Raw genomic sequence first — 21,368 nt, forward strand, 5'->3', positions numbered from 1 at the left:
GTTGTCTGGTGATTCAGGGGGCCAGTCTAATGAATTACAACAACAGACGCAGCATTTAGAGTTCGATTTCTACGCACTCTGTGTTCGTCATCCCGTACCCTTTACCCGTCCTAAAACGTCACTTCATACGACCTATCCCAAAGCATGGGTGGCGCATTATCAGTCCGAGAATTATTTCGCCATTGATCCGGTGCTGAAGCCTGAAAACTTCAGTCAGGGGCATTTACCCTGGGACGATACCTTGTTTCGTGATGCCCAACCTTTGTGGGACGCCGCACGCAATCACGGTTTACGCAAAGGGATGACGCAATGCCTGATGTTGCCGAATCGGGCGCTGGGGTTTTTATCGGTATCGCGAGCGAGTATCCGTAATAGTCGTTTTGCGAATGATGAAGTGGAGCTCAGAATGCAGCTTCTGGTGCGGGAAAGTCTGTCGGTGCTGACGCGACTGGAAGATGACATGGTCATGACGCCAGAGATGCGCTTTAGCAAGCGGGAAAAAGAAATATTGAAATGGACCGCAGAGGGGAAGACGTCTTCAGAGATAGCGATAATACTGTCGATCTCTGAAAATACCGTTAATTTTCACCAGAAGAATATGCAAAAGAAATTCAATGCGCCAAACAAAACGCAGATAGCGTGTTACGCCGCTGCGACCGGGCTTATCTGAATAAATTATCGTTCTGAGTGTCAGACGCAAAACCGGCTGATAGCACTGCTCTCAGCCGGTTTCTTATTACTGGCGGTAGGCCTGTTTAATTTGCTTAACAGTGCTGGAAAATACCGCAGCCTGTGATTGATCTTCAATCAGCGCGATCTGTTTTTCCATTTTAAGAATCACGCGTCCAGCATCGGCTTGACCCATTGCCTGCAGCATCAGTGTTAACAGGGCTTTCAGGCAGGTGACTTCATTGGCCAGTTCCTGGTTATTCTCAGCAGTGGAAAAGTCAGGCGTACTCATTTATTTTCCTCGTTATGTTTCAATGAAAAAGTGCGATGTCAAATCTTAAGGCGGCGGAGTATACCATAAGCGAGGCTAAAAATATCAGTGGTTGTTTTTTGTGCAAACAAAGGGGGAGGGACATTAAAATAAACAACATGTTGCAGTGCATATATTTTCTCCACTTGTTGTTTATTTCGAGTATTTTCCTCGTTAATTATTGTTACAAGTTTGGCTGCCGGTTTTGCATTCAGCGCAGGAATATGAATTTTTTGTCACTATTCTGAAACAGCTACGCAGATATAAACGTGGTAGCAGGCTATCTGGCCTGCAAGTTTCCACACGTCGTACAATCTAATTTCCAAAAACGAGAGCAAAATCGAAAGTCGGACGTTTTTTACATTTCAAAGTTGAGATAAAACCCGTTAACATAGGACCGATTAACTATCGGTAGCGTTATCCCTATTCTGGAGATATTCCTTTGATCAACGTTTTTCTTGTTGATGACCACGAACTGGTGCGCGCAGGGATACGACGCATTCTGGAAGATATAAAAGGCATAAAAGTTGTCGGCGAAGCGTGCTGCGGTGAAGATGCGGTGAAATGGTGCCGCTCAAATTCCGTGGACGTTGTGCTGATGGATATGAATATGCCCGGTATTGGCGGTCTCGAAGCAACCCGCAAAATTGCGCGTTCAACGGCAGATATTAAAGTGATTATGCTGACGGTACACACCGAGAACCCGTTACCCGCAAAGGTCATGCAGGCAGGTGCCGCGGGGTATCTCAGCAAGGGAGCCGCCCCCCAGGAAGTTGTGAGTGCGATTCGTTCGGTTTATTCCGGGCAACGTTATATTGCCTCCGATATCGCTCAGCAGATGGCGCTCAGCCAGATTGAACCTGAGAAAACGGAAACCCCGTTTGCCAGTTTGTCTGAACGCGAGTTGCAGATTATGCTGATGATCACCAAAGGCCAGAAGGTCAATGAGATTTCAGAACAACTGAATCTGAGTCCTAAAACAGTGAACAGCTATCGTTATCGAATGTTCAGTAAATTAAACATTCACGGCGATGTCGAGTTGACTCACCTGGCAATTCGCCATGGCCTGTGTAATGCGGAGACATTAACAAGCCAGTGACCGATCAGTTTGATGCCAAAGCGTTCCTGAAAACCGTAACCAGTCAGCCCGGCGTTTATCGTATGTATGATACCGCCGGGACGGTTATCTATGTCGGGAAAGCGAAAGACCTGAAAAAAAGGCTTTCCAGTTACTTCCGTAGCAATCTCGCATCGCGTAAGACCGAAGCGTTGGTCGCGCAAATTCAACAGATTGATGTCACGGTGACGCACACCGAAACCGAAGCGTTATTGCTTGAACACAACTACATCAAGCTGTATCAGCCGCGCTATAACGTATTGCTGCGCGATGATAAATCCTATCCTTTTATTTTCCTCAGCGGCGATACTCACCCACGACTGGCGATGCATCGTGGGGCTAAGCATGCCAAAGGCGAGTACTTTGGACCGTTCCCCAACGGCTATGCCGTACGAGAAACGCTGGCGCTGCTGCAGAAAATTTTTCCCATCCGCCAGTGCGAAAACAGCGTGTATCGCAATCGCTCGCGACCCTGCCTGCAATATCAGATTGGCCGTTGCCTCGGTCCCTGTGTAGCGGGCCTGGTGAGTGAGGAAGAGTATGCACAGCAGGTCGAGTACGTCCGTTTATTCTTATCCGGGAAAGACGATCAGGTATTAACCCAACTGATTGCCCGGATGGAAAAGGCCAGCCAAAATCTCGAATTTGAAGAGGCTGCGCGTATTCGTGACCAAATTCAGGCGGTACGTCGCGTCACCGAAAAACAGTTTGTCTCGAATTCCGGAGACGATCTGGACGTTATCGGCGTGGCATTTGACGCCGGCATGGCTTGTGTGCACGTACTGTTCATTCGTCAGGGTAAAGTGTTGGGCAGTCGCAGCTATTTCCCGAAAGTACCGGGTGGTACAGAACTCGGCGAGGTGGTGGAAACCTTTGTCGGGCAGTTTTATTTGCAGGGAAGTCAGATGCGTACCTTACCCGGTGAGATCCTGCTCGATTTTAATCTTACTGATAAAACTCTGCTGGCGGATTCATTGTCTGAACTGGCCGGGCGGAAGATTAATGTCCAGACGAAACCGCGCGGGGATCGTGCGCGGTACCTGAAGCTGGCACGTACCAACGCAGCGGTGGCGTTAACCACCAGGCTTTCTCAGCAGTCGACCATTACTCAGCGTCTGACAGCGCTGGCGTCGGTACTGAAGTTACCCGCTGTAAAACGCATGGAGTGTTTTGACATCAGCCATACGATGGGCGAGCAGACGGTCGCCTCCTGCGTGGTTTTTGATGCCAATGGCCCGCTGCGCGCAGAGTATCGTCGTTACAACATCACCGGCATTACGCCGGGCGACGATTATGCGGCAATGAATCAGGTTCTGCGTCGGCGTTACGGTAAGGCGATAGAAGAAAGTAAGGTTCCGGACGTTATATTGATCGATGGCGGTAAAGGTCAGTTGGGACAGGCGAAAGCCGTTTTTGCTGAGCTGGATGTTCCCTGGGATAAACAGCACCCACTTTTGCTGGGGGTGGCGAAAGGGGCCGACCGTAAAGCGGGTCTGGAAACGTTGTTCTTTGAGCCGGAAGGAGAGGGCTTTAGTCTGCCGCCGGATTCGCCCGCATTGCATGTGATACAGCATATCCGTGATGAATCTCACGATCATGCGATCAGCGGACACCGGAAAAAACGCGCGAAGGTGAAAAGTACCAGTACGCTTGAGACCATTGAAGGCGTTGGGCCTAAGCGTCGGCAGATGTTGTTGAAATATATGGGCGGTTTGCAAGGTCTTCGTAACGCAAGTATTGAAGAAATTGCAAAAGTGCCGGGTATTTCGCAAGCTCTGGCAGAAAAGATCTTCTACTCGTTGAAACATTAGGCCCTCTGTAGCAACATAGGGGTAATTTCACTGACAACAGATAGTTATCCGTCATATGCAATTTAATATCCCTACGTTGCTCACGCTGTTTCGCGTCATCCTGATCCCATTCTTTGTATTGGCGTTTTATCTGCCATTCACCTGGGCTCCCTTTGTTTGTGCGCTGATCTTCTGTATTGCGGCGGTTACCGACTGGTTTGATGGCTATCTGGCGCGTCGCTGGAACCAAAGCACGCGTTTTGGCGCCTTCCTCGACCCCGTTGCTGATAAAGTGCTGGTGGCTATCGCGATGGTGCTGGTGACGGAGCACTATCACAGCTGGTGGGTGACGCTTCCTGCCGCCACGATGATCGCGCGTGAAATTATCATCTCTGCGTTACGTGAATGGATGGCTGAGCTGGGCAAACGCAGCAGTGTTGCAGTGTCCTGGATCGGTAAAGTGAAAACCACTTCGCAAATGGCTGCACTGGCGTGGCTGCTGTGGCGTCCAAATATCTGGGTAGAGTATGCCGGGATCGCACTTTTCTTCGTTGCCGCGGTACTGACTTTGTGGTCAATGTTCCAGTATTTGAGCGCTGCATGGGGAGATTTGCTTGAACAGTGATCGTTTCGGCGCAAATTTCAGCAAACGATCGTCGGTGGTGAAAAATATCGTTGACTCATTGCGTCAGGTAAGTAGAATGCAACGCATCGAACGGCAGCACTGATTGCCAGACGATAACAAAATCAAGTGATTAACAAAGTTACTTGATGATGCGGGAATAGCTCAGTTGGTAGAGCACGACCTTGCCAAGGTCGGGGTCGCGAGTTCGAGTCTCGTTTCCCGCTCCAAATTAAAGACATCGGCAATAGCGGGTGTCTGGCTGAAAAGCCAGAAGATTTCGGCGCGTTAGCAAAGCGGTTATGTAGCGGATTGCAAATCCGTCTAGTCCGGTTCGACTCCGGAACGCGCCTCCAATTTCTTCCCGAGCCCGGATGGTGGAATCGGTAGACACAAGGGATTTAAAATCCCTCGGCGTTCGCGCTGTGTGGGTTCAAGTCCCACTCCGGGTACCATGGGAAAAAATTAATAAAATCAATGATAAGCAGTGTCGTGAAACCGCCCCTTCAGGCGGTTTTTTTATAACATTTGCTTCACTTCAGAACATGCCTTCAGAACATGCGCCGTATTATTTTTGAGCGCCCGCCACTGGAACAACATTCACTTTGCGATCATATCGGGCTGTCTGCGTAACGTTTTTGTGTCCGGTGATGGCCTGTTTTTCGTAGACGCTACCTTCCAGGTCAGACACGCCTTTTGCCTTCAGGTCATGGAAAGTAAAATTAAAGTCGATGTTGGGGAAGGTAGCTATAGCTAACTCTCTCGCTTTTCTCCAGCGACTGTTAAAGCCATCCCTTGTATAACCACTGCCTGATTGCTGGTGGAGGACGTAAACTGAACTCATCCCCGGATTTAGCGGTAATGTTTTTGCTAACTGAATAGCGTCATCCAGGCGGGAAGACCAGCCTTTAATTTGAGTGACGTGCGTCTTGCTTTGTTTAATCATTATGCCGTCAGAGACGAATTGGCTTTTCTTCATCTCCAGAACGTCTTTCTGCCTGGCACAGCACAGGTAGGCTAATTCCATAGCAACCTGCACAATCACAGGGGAAACACTGTAAAGCGCCGCGTATTCTTCATCAGTTATGTACCGTTCGCGAGCGACTTCTTTGAACTGCCTTACACCCTTGGTCGGATTGCCTTTCACCATCCCACGCTCAAAGTCCCAGCGGTACACCTTGGATAAAAAAGCCTTCTCCCGGTTAGCCTGGGTTTTGCTGCGTAGGCCGCGCTTATCCAGATATTTCCTGATGTGCTCCGGTTTTATAGCATCCGGCAACATCTTGCCGAATACAGAGAGAACTTTGACCGAGTATTTTCGGTAATCATTGCGCGTATCAACCGCAAGGTCAGAGAAGTCAGGTGAACGGAAAAATGCTTCTACCAGCCCTGATAATGAATTGTCGTCTTTTATGTCATTGAGCAACGCTTCATAGGCTGTCCATACCTGCGCCTGGGTATCCAGGGGGATTACCGTTACTTCAGCAAACGATGAGGCAGACGCGATATCGATCATAAAGTCACTCATTAACGGTGATAGTGATTCAAAAGAACGCGCCTTGTCATGGCTGGAAGCGAGAGGTTTTCAGCAATGAAATTAACGTTGCCATTCCCGCCAACGGTTAACACCTATTAACCGTGTAACTGAAAATATGCTTACGTACTGAATTTTGTCGTGGGGATGTCTCAGCCTATGGGAAGAAAGCTGCCTATGCTTGGCAGCTTTCTTCTATACTATTTTGTGCCTGCAATCTCTGTTAGCTTGTATCTAAATTTATTTGCAAGGCAAAACTCACGGATAAAGCACAATCTAATGCGGCGGCTTATTTTTTGTGTTTTGAAATATGGCTTGAGTGCTTTCTTTATATCATTAATTTGCGTATTGTTAAAAAAACAATAGCCATGAATTCTTTTGCTGATTTTTCTTGCAAAATTGTATGTAATGTATACAGATGGCGATATGATTTCAATCTCATCTTTAGTTTTACCATTAGCTAATTCTTTGAAAACACCCAAAGCATATATTATGTCATCTACATCCATACTTGCCGTGGAGGTGGTTATGCTTCCCTGTCTGATGCGATAGAGCACCAGTTCATCAGTTATACGATGGATTTCTTTTGCTGAAAGGTATATCTTTGGTAAAAGTGCAACATCTTCGTAACGCCTTCCAGCAGGGAATTTAAATTTATTAAATAAATCCTTTTTGTAAACTCTGGCCCAGGCATACCATTGACTTCTTAGAAAAGTTTCACGTAAATCACTTATTGAGTTTATTTTAAAGTGTCCATTAGATGACGTTATTAATGGGACTTTCATTTTGTTATCATATTCATAAATCAATTTTATATTAAACTCGATTAGATCGGTTCCGTCATTCTCTATCACTGGGCGGATTTTCTCCCAGAAGGACGGCGCCCAAAGGTCATCGCCATCCAATAGTGCTATATATTTTCCAGATGATGCCTCTATTCCATTATTTCTTGCGATGGATATCCCCTGGTTTACTTGAGATATCACTCTGACAGTCTGAGTCGATTTTTTGATAAAAGATTCTATTTCTTTAAGCGAGTTATCTGTCGAACCATCATTAATTACAATGATTTCAACACTATCATCAACCTGGCTGCATACAGATTGCAAGCATTCATAAATATAATCTTGGCAGTTGTAGCAAGGAATTATGACGCTCAACAAGAAAGGGGTACTCATTGAATATGTCCTTATTTTACTGAAACTTTTTGTAAATAAAGCCTCTTGTGAGGCTTATCGTTTTTCTCGTCCTATCACTTTATCAGCAGCTACACGGGACAGGAATCCAGAACGGCTACCGTACTCAGGGTGTGCGGCGACAAACTGGTCGATACGGCGGATCAACAAAGAGGGAAGAGTAACATTGATTTTTTCCGCTTTCCCCATCAATCGCGTAACATCCACATCCACCAGCGCCCATACCACATCTGCGTAATCAGGATTGTCCAGCCAGTTCTCAATGCTGGTAGCTTCAGGTACTACTTCGCCATCCTCCACCAGCAATTCTATATGTGCGTCGATTGCTTCACGTACACTCTCAATTGCGTCTTGGTAGTTATCACCACCAGAAAAGCAGCCGGGAATGTCCGGTACGCGAACGCCGAAGGATGAATCGCCTTTATCAATAGCAATGGGATATAACATTAAAACCTCCAGTAGGTGGGGCTTAAAGCCCCGCCTGTTTTTTGATGCTTTTCAGTGTTGGTAGCGGTATGTCTTTTGCGGATGTTTCACCGTTACCAGCCCTTTCTTCGTTGGGTGTTTGAACTGGTGATGACTGCCTTTTACTCTCACCAGATACCACCCATCGGCTTCTATCATTGCTATTGCATTCCTGCTATCCATCCTCCGGCTCTCTGGTGTTGTTTTGACGGGGTTATAGTTACCCTCACACGTTCTGGTGTCAATACCTTTTGGGGTTATAAGGGTTATTTTTGGCGGATGATGCGGACAGAAAAAGGGCAAAGAATAGCGAATTGCCGCAGTTGCACTCTTGCAGACGACGCAACTGCGGATTGTACGCGCTTTGTCATTCCAACCAGAATAAATTCTCTGGCTCTCGCCAGCCCACCGGTATTTCGCTTATCGTAAACCCGTTCAATGACTCCGGAAAATCGCTGTAATTGTAAACAGCATCAGGTCGAGTAGAGCGATCATGGGGCTCTAAGTAAGAGTAAATATGAGATTTTATTCGTTAGCTTAACTGAAAAAAGTAGTTTTTCATTAGATAGAATAGGGAATTCTCCTTTATCTGATTTTTTCTTTAATCGACTAACGATCAGCCTGTTGAAAATTTTTAATTTATCTTTTCTGCTATGAGATAGTAACCAGGAGCCGGAGAAGTGATGTATGGAATAATTTGTTTTATTATCAATCCTCTCGCAGAAATAATTTGATGGGAAAATTATTTCCTTTTCTCTTAGGTGAATTGTGTTATCAGATAAAAATGGTTGGGATATATTGAATTTTTTGACAAGGAACTCAGTGATTAGCAGTGTGTTTGGTGTTAGGTCAAAAGTGTTTTTAATTATGAATTTTTTATTTTCATATGTATCCAGTAAATCTTTTATAATACCATTTCCCTTAGAAGCACCCAGTACCGCTGATGTAATAGGGAGAGTTTTGCCATTAAACACTTCATGGCAACTAAAAAAATCGAGTGATAGCAGGTTATCAAATTCTTTTGTTACCTCGACATCTGTATCCAGATAGATACCACCGTGATGGTATAAGGCGTGGAGCCTTATATAGTCCGACACAAAAGCCCATTTTTCATTTTTATACGCTTCAATCGCGTAAGTATTTTTAATGGAGTCCAGACATTCATTGCTCCATTCTATAATTTCATAATCTGGGAGGAATTTTTTCCATGTAGCGATACACTCTAAAACAAATGGAGGTTTAGGTTTATTACCTACCCAAATATAGTGAATCTTTTTTGGTATCAAGGTCAGCCTCTTCATTGCTATCAAATAATAGTTATGAAAAATATTACCATTAACCGCGCTTTAGTGCAGGTATTTTCCCACCTGCATGGGTTGTTGCCTCACCAGCACACATTGATAGGCGTAGTGATCATCTCTGAAATCATCAGCGAAAACCTTCTCCATTCACCAGCCACATATCGGCCTTTTCAAACATATCCTCCAGCATGCGGTTCAGCTTTTCCCGATCGCTTTTGCTGGCATCGCTATTCAAGGCGTTCGCCTGCACCGACTTCACCTTCACTTCGGCATCAGGGAAAATCTGGTGCACTCGCTTCGTCAACTCTGCCAGAGATGATCTCTCTGGCCCCCGCCAACCCATCAACATTACGCTTGTCATAAACCAGTTCAACGAACATGACACACCTTTTAGTCGATGAATTTAATGGAAGGATGATCAATGCCAGCATCTATGTAATCGACGGCTTTCTTTAGTTCACGCAGGAGATTTTCAGCTTGCCTACGGGACAAGCAGATCGTTTGATCAAGGAATTGCACCGACGGCCATGATGGGACAGAAACCATAGTGTCTGTGAATTTGGCGTGTAACAGAACATGTTCAGTGAGCGCGCAGTAACTGATAGCAAAATCAGTTAACTCAGGCATTGCTCCTGCATTCGACTCTTTTGCGGTTACCATAAAACAATCCTTTTGTGCTGGATGTATATACAGTAAACGAGATCGGGATATGGTCAATGGATACGTAATATTAGCTATTCACTTATTGTAAGTAACTGAATGATAAAAATGGTGTTAACAATAGATGTTATGAAAAATCGCGCTATCTCACTGATATTAAGAAAGAAAGCGCACGATTTAAAATCCCTCGGCGTTCGCGCTGTGTGGGTTCAAGTCCCATTCCGGGTACCATGGGAAAGAATAGAATAATCAAAGCAATAAGCAGTGTCGTGAAACCACCTACGGGTGGTTTTTTTGTGCCTGCAATCCATCGTTTTATCCTGCGTGATACGTAAAATCGCCTTCAAACACTTGCTTGCTATAGATAATCACTCTATCGACGAATCGGTGCGTTAAACATAAAGCCCCCTTGTGCAGGGTTGTTGATAAAACCATTACGGGCAGGATTATCGTTGTGGTCCTGGAAACCATTGATCATGATGGGATCGCCAAAGTCATCCTGAATCGCTAAATGTCTGTGGATTCGGTTTCGTGCCCGCAACGTGAATGCAGAATCATCCGTCCCGCCAATAATGATGATGCCATTACCGGCACGGAGTGCTGCGCTTAACTCTTGCTCTCTTGCGGCCTGGTTTTGTAACGCGTTGGCAGTGGCAGATGATGACGCCAATAGCAGTAATATGAGAACGGCGCATGAAAATACCGATGGCAGTTTCATGATTAATACCTGTTAAGAGTACGGCTATTAAAGTATAGCTTTTTGTTGCCATCCCAACTGAAAAGAAAACCAACAATTTAAGCCAGCTGTCCATACTAAGTCTGAGGGGGGGAGACGACGCGCGTGTCTGTGGTTAGGTCGGGAACAATGGCGGTTGATGGCGTTCCCCGCTATGACGTCTGACTGGATAATTATCACGGACTCCCTGCCAAAGTGATCGGCTATGCTCCAGATGGGCAGCGATTAGAAATCGATCTTCTGGAAGCGATGGTTATTAACATCCATTTTCCCGCTAATTTCTTCACGCCTTGAGGGAGCCTGTACTATGGCTGAGTATCATTTTTCCACGGTCTGGCGGGTTGAGGCTTCTATTCAGGAGGTGTGGGATATTTTTTCTCATCCCGATCAGTGGCCGGAATGGTGGGTAAGTCTGGAACGCATCGTTGAGATCAAGAAGGGGGATTTACAGGGCATTGGCGCGCTGCATCGTTATACCTGGAAAGGCGTTCTACCTTATCGCTTAACCTTTGATATCAACGTATTGAATATTCTGCCTTGCTCTCTGCTTGTAGGACAAGCCAGCGGGGCGGTAGAAGGGCGAGGCGTGTGGTCTTTTATTGCGAGTGGCAAAGAGACTATTGTCAAATATGACTGGAATGTCCGTACCACGATCCGTTGGATGAATTATCTTGCCCCGCTGGCAGCACCTGTATTTCGTTGGAATCACGATATGGTCATGCGCGAGGGGGCCAGAGGGCTAGCCCGTAAGCTGGCAACCAATGTGCATATATTTTGAAGGCGCTCTCACTGCTGTACTTTTTTGCCTGTAAATGGCTTAATAGCGGCCTTGTAGTTTCTCATTTCATTCACAGTTAACAGGTCTGTTATTGATGAATAACCTCCATCTGCTCGCCTTTTTAAGTCAGCGTCTGTCTGCTGTGATGATCGCATACGGTTTCCAAATGGGCCGTAGCTCAACTCATACAACATGGACAGACAGCAATGCAACGTCGCCAATTTCTCAAAAATAGCGTTCTCCTTTCCGCCGCCGGTTTAGTCGGCCCTACGATTGTTAGCCAGACGGTACATGCCGCAGAGCCAACAGTCGCGTCTGTCGCGCGTCGACGCTTTGTCTTATCACAAACGTATAAACTCAATCCTCCTAAGGGATCGCGCGGGGTGGTGAAACTCTGGATCCCGCTACCTGTAGATACTGTGTTTCAACAAATGACAGCCCTTGCCTTTAGCGGGAACTATCAGCGGGCGTATGTCACCACCAACAATGCCTATGGCGCGAAGACGCTGTTCGCCACCTGGCCAGACTCCCAGGGCGAATTGTTGATTAACGTTGATATCGATATTGAAACCGCCGACTGGGAGCCGTTGCAGCAGGATGCGCTAAAAACCTGGCAAGCACCGGAGCAGATTATTTATCCGCTGGATGTAAAACCCTACTTGTTACCGACGGCACATACGCCAGTGGATGGGGTGGTTCTGGAAACTGCGCGCAAAATTACCGGTAATGAGCAAGATCCGCTGAAAAAAGCGCGTCTCATTTACGAGTGGGTGAGCAGCCATATGGAACGGGATAATGACGTTATTGGCTGTGGTACCGGTGATGTGGCAGAGATCTTAAAAAGTGGCAAGCTCAAGGGAAAATGTACCGATATGAGCTCCGTTTTTGTTGCTTTGGCACGCGCCAGCGGTATTCCCGCACGCGAATTGTTTGGCATCCGTCTGGGCAAAGCCAATAAGCTCGAGCGTTACTCGACAAGCGCCTTTGGCAAAGCCGACAGCGCAGGCGTTGCCGATGTCAGCGGTGGACAACACTGTCGCGCCGAATTCTATCTCGCAGGTTACGGTTGGTTACCGTGCGATCCCGCTGACGTGACCAAAATGCGTCTGGCTGAGAAAAAATCGCACCAGGATGCCGATGTCCAGGCCGTCAACGCCTACCTGTTTGGTAACTGGGAAATGAACTGGGTAGGATTCAACTACGGACGTGATTTCGAGCTGTATCCGGCGACAGAGCAGGGAGCTATGAACAACTTTGGTTATCCTTACGCCGAAGTCGATGGCGACCCGATCAATTTCTACGATCCTAAAGCGTTCTCCTACCGCTATGTCGCCACAGAACAACGCTAAAGGCGCGGGACTGACCCTGCTGACGGCCGCTGCGGCTGCCGTCACTGCCGGCTTATGCTGTGTTGGGCCGCTGTTATTTCTGCTGTTTGGTATCTCAGCGGCGAGCTTTGCTGTTTTAACCCGGTTTGAGTTTTTACGAATTCCTTTTATGCTGCTGTCATTGGGATTACTACTGCGTGTTTTCTGGCGACTCTATTTCTCCAGGCGGTTGTGGTGTTCTGGCTGGCTAACCCTGAAACAGGCGCGCGTTCTCTACTGGTGTGCGCTGGCGTTGATTTTACCAGTGTTATTTTACCCAACGCTGGTTGCCTGGTTTTATGAGGTGTTTGAATGAAGGTTTTCATGTTAGTGGCAGGCTTATTGTTGCCGTTATGTGGTCAGGCAGCCAATCAAAAAGTGGTGCTTGATATACAAAATATGACCTGCTCGTTATGCGTAATTTCTGTCAATCAGGCGTTACGCGAAACTGATGGCGTCATTAAGGCGAAATCCTCTCTCAAGACAAGGCAGGCAGAAGCGATCGTACCTGAAGGTTTTCCTACCGATACTCTCCTTAAAGCGGTAGCAAAAACCGGGTATAGCGCGACGCTTAACCGTATTGAGCAACAATAACCACCTACGGGTGGTTTTGTTCTGTTTTCCCGGTATGATGCCCGGCGGCCTGGTGTTCTCTTTTGTGCGTTAACTACCGGAATTCCCCTCGTATCCTGTTAACCTGAACTGGCGGTAGCTGTAAACCGCCCACGCCCATTTGTATCTGTTATCCCTCCAGCCATGTAGGATGATCACAGGCAAGAATTTTTGACTAAGGAAAAGCGTTATGAAAACGGGACCATTAAACGAGAGCGAACTGGAATGGCTGGATGATGTACTGACTAAGTACAATACGGACAAAGCTATTCTGGATGTGTCAGAACTGGATGGTTTGCTGACGGCGGTGCTCAGTTCACCGTATGAAATTGAACCGGAGCAGTGGCTGGTTGCAATTTGGGGTGGCGCGCAATATGTGCCGCGCTGGTCCTCCGAAAAAGAAATGACGCGTTTCATGAACCTGGCGTTTCAGCACATGGCGGATACGGCCGATCGTCTGGACGAATATCCTGAGCAGTTTGAGCCGCTGTTTGGTCTGCGTGAAATTGACGAGCATGAACTGACCATCGTTGAAGAGTGGTGCTTTGGTTATATGCGCGGCGTCGCGTTGTCGGACTGGTCCGCATTACCGGATACCTTAAAACCGGCGCTCGAGGCTATTGCGCTGCACGGTACGGAAGAAAACTTTGCTGTGGTTGAGAAACTGACGCCAGAAGAGTTTGAGGAAAGCGTGGACGCTATCCGTCTGGCAGCATTGGATCTGCATGCCTGGTGGATGGCGCATCCGCAGGAAACGCCGGTGAAGGTGCCGGTAAAAGTGGATGCCAAGGTCGGACGTAACGATCCGTGCCCGTGCGGCAGTGGGAAAAAATACAAGCAGTGCTGTCTGCATTAACAGAAAGGGGCGTAAAGCCCCTTTTGTTTAACCCACTTCGGGGAGTAACCCTGCTGCAATGGAAAACTGTACCGCTATCACCACAATTCCGCACATAAACACCAGCGCCAGCGCCGGTGCGCCACCTGCCACGCGGTAGTTAGCCTGCGGGTTATGTTTTCTGCTTTGCCACGCCAGCATGGCGGGGATCAGCAGCGCCAGTACCGCGAGGGCAACGCCTGCATATCCCAGCGCCATCACGAAGCCACGTGGATAGAACAGCGCAAATGCCAGCGGCGGCAGGAAAGTCACCACGCCGGTTTGCATCCTTCCTGCTACGGTATTTCGGCGCTGGAAAAGGTCTGCCAGATAGTCAAACAATCCCAGCGCGACGCCGAGGAAAGAGGTCGCCAGCGCAAGATCGGCAAACAAATGCACCGCCAGTTCAACGTGCGGTGACGCCACGACTTCACGTAATGCCTGTAACAATCCATTTAAACCAGCATGGTTGGCTAACAGTCCTATGAACGTGGATGAGTTAATGCTGCCAAGTGTAGCCAGTTGCCAGAAAATATAGGCGATTAGAGGAATGGCGCTACCGGTGATAAATACCCAGCGCAGTTTACGGATGTTACCGTTCATATAGCTGACGATACTCGGAACGCTGCCGTGAAAACCGAACGATGTGAAGATAACCGGGATCGCGGACAGCGCAAGCCCTTGCTGAAGCGGCAGCGTAAGCAGATTCACTTTATGGATATGCGGCATTAACAGGGCCAGCATCGCCACCAGGAAAATTATCTTGGCACTGAACAACAGACGGTTGAACAGATCGACCAGCGACGTCCCAACGCAAACCACACCACCGGCAACAAAGGTGAACAGCAGCACACCTGTGGTTGGAGAGATAGCTGTCCCGGTCCAGTCGCTTATGCTGGAGGCCAGCAGTTCTCCTGCGCCACTGATATACGCCGCTGTCAGCGCGTACATCAAAAACATCATGCTAAAGCCCGTTACCCATTGTCCGTAACGACCAAGATAACGTTTCGCCAGGGTACCCAGCCCGGTGTCAGCCGGTACGTGTTGATACACTTCAAGCAGCAACAGCGCGGTGTAGCACATCAACGCCCAAAGACTGACTAATAATACCAGCGTGACGCTAAACCCCACGCCTGCCGCAGCCAGCGGCATTGCCAACATTCCGGCACCAATCGTGGTTCCCGCCACGATAAAAATACTACCCAGGGTTCTGTTTTTCACGCTTTCCTCTGTCCCGGAGATAATCAACGGTTATATCTGCGGCGCAGGTTAAGGCAAAACGTTATTTTCGTCAAATCACCGTTACAATACGTGTACATTAAACTTTACGATTGTTTGATATTTTAAGATGCATGCGAAATAACATTTATCTGCTGGTAAACCTGTGTTAGCGCAAAGCAGCGCCCTGCGGTTCACATTAGGCTATGCCCTTTATTGAGGAGGTAGTATGGAATCTATTCACGGTCATGAAGTGCTCAATATGATGATTGAATCTGGCGAGCAGTATTCAAATGGCAGTCTTGAAGCGGCAATTACGGCACGTTTTGGCGAGCACGCACGTTTTCACACCTGTTCTGCGCAAGGTATGACGGCGGCCGAGCTGGTGGCATTTTTAGCGGCGAAGGGGAAGTTTATTGCAAAAGAAGACGGCTTCTCTACGCACGAAAGCAAGATCTGCCGCCATTAAGATTATCGAATAACGGTGGCAACTCACCACCGTTATCTAACAGAATTAATTCTGTGTATCGAGCGTAGCCAGCTCTTTGTCGATGAAATAAAGACCTTCACCGCTTTTTCCTGCCAGTGATAGCTTATCAATAACAGATTTAAATAATTTCTCTTCTTCATGCTGCTCAGCAACATACCACTGCAGGAAATTAAACGTCGGATAATCCTGGTGGGTCATTGCCGCGTGTGCCAGTTCATTAATTTTCTGCGTGATCAGCTGTTCATGTTCGTAAGTCACACGGAACAGTTCGTCCAGAGAAGCATATTCAGCGAAAGGGGAAGAGACGGCATTAATACGCGGTAAGCTACCGGTGTCAGTCAGGTAGTCGAACAGACGCTGCATATGCGTCATCTCTTCCTGGGCGTGACGGCGCAGAAACGCGGCAGCACCTTCGAAGCTGTGATAGCTGCACCACGCGCTCATCTGTTGGTAGAGCAGAGATGAATATAACTCAAGATTCATTTGCTCATTCAGTTGGTCGATCATTTCTGTTTTCAGCATGGTTCTGCTCCACAAACGTTATTATATATTACGTGGCGCCACTATAATTTGTTATTTAATTATTTGCAAAAGGTAAAATAATAAATTTATTTATTAAAAATACGAATGGGAATAAAACGCATTAACGCTATTAAGCGGAGGATATAAATAACGAAGTAACTAATGACCAGCAAAAAAATGCTGGTCGAAATATTAATAATTGAATGAGGGCGCTTGAGATACCGCGACGCCGTGACACTGCCAGGCGAGCGTAATTTTGGTATTCAAACACAAAGAACCGGCATATACGCTACAGGTTGACACCGGTTGACCAAATGCTGCGGCGCTGGCGTAGCCCATACGCTGGCACTCTTTGGTGGCTGTTCCCTGGGTTACGTAGTCATCGGTTCGTGCCGTTTGCAACATGGCCTGGTTGTAGGTCAGTCGAACCACACCGGTGATAGCGCTGGCTTCGCTGACCTGCGCCTGTTTGGTAATAGTGCATCCTGTCAGCACGAGCGGCAAAAGGGCAAGGATAAAGGTCTTCATGTGATCGCTCTGAAAGTTCGGAGATAGGCTATCATGGCATACGTGTTGACGTATCAATGGCTTGAATAGCCTGAAAATCACCTGCGATTAATCGCAACGACGTCTGGTTCTTGAGGCTATTCTGGGCTGCTGAGGGAAAAATGTGAGCACTCCATTAATTTATAAAACAAAAGTTCATTAAATTTGAAAGTGAGTTTGCAAAATAGTAATGTGGCCTGAATGTTATGACTTTCAGCAGTCCCCGCTACGCATTCAGGAGATGACAGAATGAAAATTGCATTGATGATGGAAAACAGTCAGGCAAGCAAAAACGCCATCATTCATAACGAGCTTAAAGCCGTTGCGGATGAGAAAGGTTTTCCCGTTTTTAACGTCGGTATGAGCGATGAAAATGACCATCATCTGACCTACATTCATTTAGGTATTATGGCCAGCATTCTGCTTAATTCCAAAGCCGTGGATTTTGTGGTCACGGGCTGCGGTACGGGTCAGGGCGCAATGATGTCACTGAATATCCATCCGGGAGTGGTGTGTGGGTACTGCCTTGATCCGGCGGACGCATTCTTGTTTTCTCAGATCAACAACGGTAACGCGCTTTCACTGGCCTTCGCCAAAGGTTTTGGCTGGGGCGCCGAGCTGAATGTGCGCTATATGTTTGAAAAAGCGTTTACTGGCCGTACCGGGGAAGGTTACCCACCGGAACGTAAAGAACCGCAGGTGCGTAACGCCGGTATTCTGAATCAGGTGAAAGCGGCAGTGGTAAAAGAGAATTATCTGGATACACTGCGCGCTATCGATCCTGAACTGGTGAAAACCGCCGTGTCGGGTCCACGCTTCCAGCAATGCTTCTTCGATAACTGCCAGGACAAGTCTATCGAAGCGTTCGTGCGCGAGATTATTGGCTAAATCCTGCTGGCCCGGCGCTGTTCACCTGCCGGGCTATCTGTTCTTATCAGAGACTGCGCTTCCCGCATCACGGGTAAGCCGCAGCGTATCGACCATACCTATCAGACAAATTATGGCGATAACCACAAAGGCCAGACGGAAGCTGATCCCCGGAATATTGCCCAGTGCCAGCCATTCACTGACTTCATCGCCGATACGGATCCCAATAGCGGCTAATGAAATCCCCAATCCCACAGCTAACTGTGTTGCCGTACTGAACAGCGTATTGGCGTAGCTCATTTGTGGCGCGGGGACGTCCGCAAAGGCAAGCGTACTGACGCCGGTAAACTGGATTGAACGGAATACGCCGCCCAGATACAGTACCAGCAAAATAACCCACACGGGAGTTTGCGGCGTTATCAATGCACAGGCCAGCAGCGCCAGGACGTTGAGCGCCCCGTTGATCAGCAGCAATTTTTTAAAGCCCAGCCAGCGTATTAACGGTGTGGTGGCAGGTTTTATCGTCAGATTGCCCACAAACACTGCCAGGACCAGCGAACCTGCGTGAAAAGCGTTCATGCCAAAGCCTACCTGAAACATTAACGGCAGCAGAAATGGTACGGCGCTGATAGAAGCGCGAAACAGCGACCCGCCGTACATCGTGACGCGAAAAGTTGGGACACTCATGGCATCGAGACGAATCATTGGCCAGGCGGCGCGACGAAAATGGCGTAGGGCAAACAGGAAAGTCGCTATTCCCAGCGTGAGAAGTCCGGCAGTTAGCCAACCCTGCGGCTGCTGGGTTCCCAGTAATTCCATGGCATACACCAGGCTCACCATGGCAACAGAGGTGGCGACAAAACCCGTTATATCAAACGGACGGCGCTCGTCGTCATGAATATCCGGAATAAAACGTAGCGCCAGCGCTATCGCCAGTATTCCCAGTGGGACGTTAATGAAAAAGATCCAGCGCCAGTTGGCATAGCTGGTGATGAATCCCCCAAGCGGCGGACCGATGATGGGCGCGACTAACGCGGGCCAGGTCAGGGTCGCAATAGCGGTGATTAACTGATGTTTTGGTGTGGTGCGTAGTACCGCAAGGCGCCCAACTGGAACCATTAGCGCGCCGCCCACGCCCTGTAAGATTCGCATGGCGACAAAGCTCTCAAGACGGGTGGACAAACCGCATAAGATTGAGGCGAGGGTAAATATCGCCAGTGCGAGGGTAAATACTTTTCTGGCACCGAAGCGGTCCGCAATCCAGCCGCTGGCGGGGATAAGTACGGCGAGGGTGATCAGGTAGGCGCTGATACCAATGTTGAGGTCAACCGCCTGTACGCCAAAGCTTTTGGCCATGTCGGGTAGGGCGGTGGCGATCACCGTGCCGTCAATAAACTCCATAAAGAAAGCGCCGGCAACAAGTAATGCCGCTGGGGAGAGACCGCGTTTATTCTCAACCGCTAAATGTTCACTCATTTGTGCTTGCCATCTCAAAAGAAACTGACTGGAACTATTTTTATTTTCAGCGTATCCGCTATGCGTACACCGCTATCGTTTCGATCGCTGAATGGGTACTATGACGACCTTTCTATAAGGAGCTCATTATGTCCCAAACACTGAATGCCGATCAGGAACTGCTCTCGGACGTTGTTGCCTGTCAGTTAGTAATCAAACAAATTCTGGATGTCATTGATGTTATTGCCCCGGTAGAAGTTCGGGAAAAAATGTCCAGCCAGCTGAAAAGCATCGACTTTTCCAGTCACCCTGCGGGGGCCGATCCGGTAACTATGCGCGCAATCCAAAAAGCGGTTGCCTTGATCGAGTTGAAATTCACGCCGCAGAATGAGTCTCACTAAAATAAACCGTTGTTTCAGGTTTTAGAAAGGCTTTTTTGTGTCTCTGAGAATGAGAGGCGCGAGCGTAGAGATCATTGAGCGCTCGCCGGATAAGATACACGGCATGACTATCCGGCGAGCGTTATGAAAATTGAAGATTAGTGATGTTGGTAGTTTACGACGTTCAGCAGATGTTTATCGGTTTGCGCCATGCACAGTCCCGCGCGTTTCGCGCTGCGAACTTCATCAAGAATGGTTTGTAACAGCACGCCATCCTGTTGCTGTTCTTTTTCCAGATCGTGGAGAAAATCAACGGTTGGCTCATCGTTCAATGCTTCTGCTTCATTGGTTAAGCGTGATAGCTTACTCGAACGCTGTTGGTACTCATCCAGTGTTTTCTGAAACAGTTCTTCCAGGGAAGTCAGTTCATCACCCGGAACATCGATGGCCTTGACGATGGGGTTAGCCCCGGCGCTTTTCATAAAATTAAACATACGCATCATTTGAGTTACGTTACCCTGCGCCTGCGTGCGTAGAAACGTTGCGGTGCCTGTCAGGCTATGTTCGTAGCACCACTCGCTAAGGTGCAGGTAAAGATTCGATGCGTAGAACTCAAGATTCATTTGTGTGTTGAGTTTATGAACAATTCCAACAGCAGCCATATCAATATCCTTATTTCCAGAAAGGAGAGTGTACGTTACTAACGTCAGTGCAACGGGCTGCCGCCGCACTTCACATCTACGTACAATTAAAACTGTTAGCAGAATAGATCCGTTCCGCCGGTCCTTTAGTGATCACGAATTATATTCGCTTCCGATCGAGAATCAGCATAGCGCGTGACCTGGAATAAGAAAATCCTTAAATCTGCGTATTTATGTTTTTTTACATATTGTTATAGCAATATTCTTAATGCAGTTATTCCTCAATATAGGGATTGTTAATGTAATTATTTGATATGTATGAAGTTAAATCTTAATTTCATTTATGAAATGGTGTTTCATATCACAAAATAAAATTTAACGCTCGGTTATCGTCTTGTCTATGGTGATTTTCGACCCGCTCTGGTTGTAGAAACTTCACGACTGGCGAGGTAATTGAAAGTTGCCAGATGGCTAATTTTTTGCGCCAGATCATTTTTGCCGAAATTAATAACTTTAATGGCCTGTACGATTCAGCATTGATTGTTTGGCTCTATGTGGATAAAGCGAGGGATTACAAATGAAAAAGGTTGCGGTGCTGCTGGCGCCCGGTTTTGAAGAGGCGGAAGCGATAGTTACTATTGATATTCTGCGTCGCCTGAATATCGAAGTCGAAACACTGGCCTGCGCAGAGTCACGTGCGGTGGTGAGCTATCATGACGTGCCGATGGTGACCGACAGCACGTTGGCCGCGCGTCAGGCGCATCTCTACGATGCCGTCGTGTTGCCTGGGGGGCCGCAAGGTAGCGTTAATCTTGCCGCCAGCGAGGCAGTCATCCAGTTAGTCACCCGCCATGATGAGGCGGGAAAACTTATTTGTCCGGTGTGCTCTGCGGCCGCGCGCGTGCTGGGTGGCAACGGTCTGCTAAAGGGGCGTCGCTACGTGTGCTCGGGAGATTTGTGGCAAAACGTCACGGATGGGGAATATATCGATGCGCCCGTTGTCGAGGATGGCAATCTTATTAGCGGCAAAGGATTAGGGCATATTTTTGATTTTGCGTTTACGCTTTCGGCTCGTCTGTTGGGAGATGATATTCCGGTTCGCGATCACGCCGACCACATTTATTACCCATGGTAAACATTGTTCTCCCGAATGCTTGAGCATTCGGGGACAAGGATTTGCTGACTGATGTTATGGACTAATCTGCTATTTCTCTTTTT

General features: G+C 47.8%; 26 protein-coding genes, 3 tRNA genes and 2 pseudogenes. 16 read left to right on the top strand and 15 right to left on the bottom strand.

The genetic code is table 11. From position 1 onward, the window contains the following. Window position 1 precedes the first annotated feature (1 nt). Window positions 2-670: a quorum-sensing transcriptional regulator SdiA gene (sdiA, locus tag FDX14_RS01000; protein WP_252182510.1), complete on the top strand. Its 669-nt coding sequence runs from the start codon at window positions 2-4 to the stop codon at window positions 668-670. A 66-nt stretch (window positions 671-736) separates the two neighbouring features. Here the strand turns inward: sdiA and FDX14_RS01005 are convergent, their stop codons facing one another. Together FDX14_RS01005 and FDX14_RS25350 are read right to left on the bottom strand one after the other, a co-directional pair. Further along, the gene (locus tag FDX14_RS01005; RefSeq protein ID WP_006684077.1) at window positions 737-961 is read right to left on the bottom strand and encodes a DUF2594 family protein; all 225 of its coding nucleotides are present in this window, start codon (window positions 959-961) and stop codon (window positions 737-739) included. A 19-nt stretch (window positions 962-980) separates the two neighbouring features. Beyond that, window positions 981-1,112, bottom strand: a complete 132-nt coding sequence (locus FDX14_RS25350; protein ID WP_439709009.1) for a hypothetical protein — start codon at window positions 1,110-1,112, stop codon at window positions 981-983. Between the two features lie 309 nt (window positions 1,113-1,421). Between FDX14_RS25350 and uvrY the strand changes: the two genes are divergently transcribed. From uvrY to FDX14_RS01035, 6 genes are all read left to right on the top strand, one after another. Further along, complete coding sequence (gene uvrY, locus FDX14_RS01010) at window positions 1,422-2,078, top strand: UvrY/SirA/GacA family response regulator transcription factor (RefSeq protein WP_006684079.1); 657 nt, start codon at window positions 1,422-1,424, stop codon at window positions 2,076-2,078. Beyond that, the gene (gene uvrC, locus FDX14_RS01015; RefSeq protein WP_137348877.1) at window positions 2,075-3,907 is read left to right on the top strand and encodes an excinuclease ABC subunit UvrC; all 1,833 of its coding nucleotides are present in this window, start codon (window positions 2,075-2,077) and stop codon (window positions 3,905-3,907) included. Before uvrY ends, uvrC begins: the two co-directional genes overlap by 4 nt. Before the next feature lie 55 nt (window positions 3,908-3,962). Next, a complete protein-coding gene (gene pgsA, locus FDX14_RS01020; protein WP_038641531.1) occupies window positions 3,963-4,511 on the top strand; it encodes a CDP-diacylglycerol--glycerol-3-phosphate 3-phosphatidyltransferase in 549 nt (182 codons plus the stop codon). A gap of 151 nt (window positions 4,512-4,662) precedes the next feature. Then, window positions 4,663-4,738: transfer RNA gene (locus FDX14_RS01025), tRNA-Gly, on the top strand. 52 nt (window positions 4,739-4,790) lie between these two features. After that, window positions 4,791-4,864, top strand: a tRNA-Cys gene (locus FDX14_RS01030). A 12-nt stretch (window positions 4,865-4,876) separates the two neighbouring features. Then, a tRNA-Leu gene (locus FDX14_RS01035) sits at window positions 4,877-4,963 on the top strand. Window positions 4,964-5,076: 113 nt separating this feature from the next. Here the strand turns inward: FDX14_RS01035 and FDX14_RS01040 are convergent. The 8 genes and pseudogenes from FDX14_RS01040 to FDX14_RS01075 all read right to left on the bottom strand — a co-directional run bounded on the left by FDX14_RS01040 (window position 5,077) and on the right by FDX14_RS01075 (window position 10,382). Next, entirely contained in the window at window positions 5,077-6,024 is a 948-nt protein-coding gene (locus FDX14_RS01040) for a site-specific integrase (RefSeq protein ID WP_061381506.1), read from the bottom strand. A 218-nt stretch (window positions 6,025-6,242) separates the two neighbouring features. Then, window positions 6,243-7,220, bottom strand: coding sequence for a glycosyltransferase family 2 protein (locus tag FDX14_RS01045; RefSeq protein WP_137348879.1), 978 nt, complete (start codon window positions 7,218-7,220; stop codon window positions 6,243-6,245). A gap of 54 nt (window positions 7,221-7,274) precedes the next feature. After that, window positions 7,275-7,685 (bottom strand): type II toxin-antitoxin system HicB family antitoxin, encoded by a 411-nt coding sequence (locus FDX14_RS01050; RefSeq protein ID WP_061381075.1) that lies wholly within the window; start codon window positions 7,683-7,685, stop codon window positions 7,275-7,277. 22 nt (window positions 7,686-7,707) lie between these two features. Continuing rightward, a pseudogene (locus FDX14_RS01055) lies at window positions 7,708-7,886 on the bottom strand (type II toxin-antitoxin system HicA family toxin). A 308-nt stretch (window positions 7,887-8,194) separates the two neighbouring features. Beyond that, window positions 8,195-9,004, bottom strand: coding sequence for a glycosyltransferase family 32 protein (locus FDX14_RS01060; RefSeq protein WP_252182511.1), 810 nt, complete (start codon window positions 9,002-9,004; stop codon window positions 8,195-8,197). Window positions 9,005-9,131: 127 nt separating this feature from the next. Then, window positions 9,132-9,384, bottom strand: a pseudogene (locus FDX14_RS01065) (DinI family protein). Window positions 9,385-9,394: 10 nt separating this feature from the next. Further along, window positions 9,395-9,664: a hypothetical protein gene (locus FDX14_RS01070; RefSeq protein WP_061381076.1), complete on the bottom strand. Its 270-nt coding sequence runs from the start codon at window positions 9,662-9,664 to the stop codon at window positions 9,395-9,397. A gap of 373 nt (window positions 9,665-10,037) precedes the next feature. Then, window positions 10,038-10,382, bottom strand: a complete 345-nt coding sequence (locus FDX14_RS01075; protein WP_137348880.1) for a hypothetical protein — start codon at window positions 10,380-10,382, stop codon at window positions 10,038-10,040. A gap of 325 nt (window positions 10,383-10,707) precedes the next feature. On the opposite strand from FDX14_RS01075, the gene FDX14_RS01085 reads away from it, so the two are divergent. From FDX14_RS01085 to FDX14_RS01105, 5 genes are all read left to right on the top strand, one after another. Continuing rightward, on the top strand, window positions 10,708-11,178 hold the full coding sequence (locus FDX14_RS01085) for an SRPBCC family protein (RefSeq protein ID WP_061381078.1): 471 nt from the start codon (window positions 10,708-10,710) through the stop codon (window positions 11,176-11,178). Window positions 11,179-11,384: 206 nt separating this feature from the next. Beyond that, window positions 11,385-12,527, top strand: coding sequence for a transglutaminase-like domain-containing protein (locus FDX14_RS01090; protein WP_137348881.1), 1,143 nt, complete (start codon window positions 11,385-11,387; stop codon window positions 12,525-12,527). Then, complete coding sequence (locus FDX14_RS01095) at window positions 12,505-12,861, top strand: mercuric transporter MerT family protein (protein ID WP_137348882.1); 357 nt, start codon at window positions 12,505-12,507, stop codon at window positions 12,859-12,861. The genes FDX14_RS01090 and FDX14_RS01095 overlap by 23 nt, the downstream gene beginning before the upstream one ends. Further along, window positions 12,858-13,139 (top strand): heavy-metal-associated domain-containing protein, encoded by a 282-nt coding sequence (locus tag FDX14_RS01100; protein WP_061381081.1) that lies wholly within the window; start codon window positions 12,858-12,860, stop codon window positions 13,137-13,139. Before FDX14_RS01095 ends, FDX14_RS01100 begins: the two co-directional genes overlap by 4 nt. Before the next feature lie 208 nt (window positions 13,140-13,347). Further along, window positions 13,348-14,013 (top strand): YecA/YgfB family protein, encoded by a 666-nt coding sequence (locus FDX14_RS01105; protein WP_042307734.1) that lies wholly within the window; start codon window positions 13,348-13,350, stop codon window positions 14,011-14,013. A gap of 27 nt (window positions 14,014-14,040) precedes the next feature. Here the strand turns inward: FDX14_RS01105 and tyrP are convergent, their stop codons facing one another. Beyond that, window positions 14,041-15,252, bottom strand: a complete 1,212-nt coding sequence (gene tyrP, locus FDX14_RS01110; protein WP_137348883.1) for a tyrosine transporter TyrP — start codon at window positions 15,250-15,252, stop codon at window positions 14,041-14,043. A 226-nt stretch (window positions 15,253-15,478) separates the two neighbouring features. Between tyrP and FDX14_RS01115 the strand changes: the two genes are divergently transcribed. Beyond that, window positions 15,479-15,718, top strand: a complete 240-nt coding sequence (locus tag FDX14_RS01115) for a YecH family metal-binding protein (protein WP_042307738.1) — start codon at window positions 15,479-15,481, stop codon at window positions 15,716-15,718. A 45-nt stretch (window positions 15,719-15,763) separates the two neighbouring features. Here FDX14_RS01115 and ftnA read toward each other — a convergent pair whose 3' ends face one another. Further along, entirely contained in the window at window positions 15,764-16,261 is a 498-nt protein-coding gene (gene ftnA / locus FDX14_RS01120; RefSeq protein ID WP_042307740.1) for a non-heme ferritin, read from the bottom strand. Between the two features lie 192 nt (window positions 16,262-16,453). Beyond that, window positions 16,454-16,789, bottom strand: coding sequence for a YecR family lipoprotein (yecR, locus tag FDX14_RS01125; RefSeq protein ID WP_042307742.1), 336 nt, complete (start codon window positions 16,787-16,789; stop codon window positions 16,454-16,456). A 267-nt stretch (window positions 16,790-17,056) separates the two neighbouring features. On the opposite strand from yecR, the gene FDX14_RS01130 reads away from it, so the two are divergent. Continuing rightward, the gene (locus FDX14_RS01130) at window positions 17,057-17,695 is read left to right on the top strand and encodes an RpiB/LacA/LacB family sugar-phosphate isomerase (RefSeq protein ID WP_061381085.1); all 639 of its coding nucleotides are present in this window, start codon (window positions 17,057-17,059) and stop codon (window positions 17,693-17,695) included. 33 nt (window positions 17,696-17,728) lie between these two features. Here FDX14_RS01130 and FDX14_RS01135 read toward each other — a convergent pair whose 3' ends face one another. Next, window positions 17,729-19,150: an MFS transporter gene (locus FDX14_RS01135; RefSeq protein WP_079223696.1), complete on the bottom strand. Its 1,422-nt coding sequence runs from the start codon at window positions 19,148-19,150 to the stop codon at window positions 17,729-17,731. Window positions 19,151-19,278: 128 nt separating this feature from the next. Here FDX14_RS01135 and FDX14_RS01140 point away from each other — a divergent pair, with 128 nt between their 5' ends. Next, complete coding sequence (locus FDX14_RS01140; RefSeq protein ID WP_005127709.1) at window positions 19,279-19,530, top strand: DUF2766 family protein; 252 nt, start codon at window positions 19,279-19,281, stop codon at window positions 19,528-19,530. A 137-nt stretch (window positions 19,531-19,667) separates the two neighbouring features. On the opposite strand, the gene FDX14_RS01145 is transcribed toward FDX14_RS01140, so the two are convergent. Then, window positions 19,668-20,171, bottom strand: a complete 504-nt coding sequence (locus tag FDX14_RS01145) for a non-heme ferritin-like protein (RefSeq protein ID WP_038641501.1) — start codon at window positions 20,169-20,171, stop codon at window positions 19,668-19,670. A gap of 556 nt (window positions 20,172-20,727) precedes the next feature. On the opposite strand from FDX14_RS01145, the gene FDX14_RS01150 reads away from it, so the two are divergent. Then, complete coding sequence (locus FDX14_RS01150; RefSeq protein ID WP_137348884.1) at window positions 20,728-21,285, top strand: DJ-1/PfpI family protein; 558 nt, start codon at window positions 20,728-20,730, stop codon at window positions 21,283-21,285. Window positions 21,286-21,368 lie beyond the last annotated feature (83 nt).

Source organism: Citrobacter sp. wls710, assembly GCF_005281115.1.
GTDB classification, from domain to species: Bacteria; Pseudomonadota; Gammaproteobacteria; order Enterobacterales; family Enterobacteriaceae; genus Citrobacter; species Citrobacter werkmanii.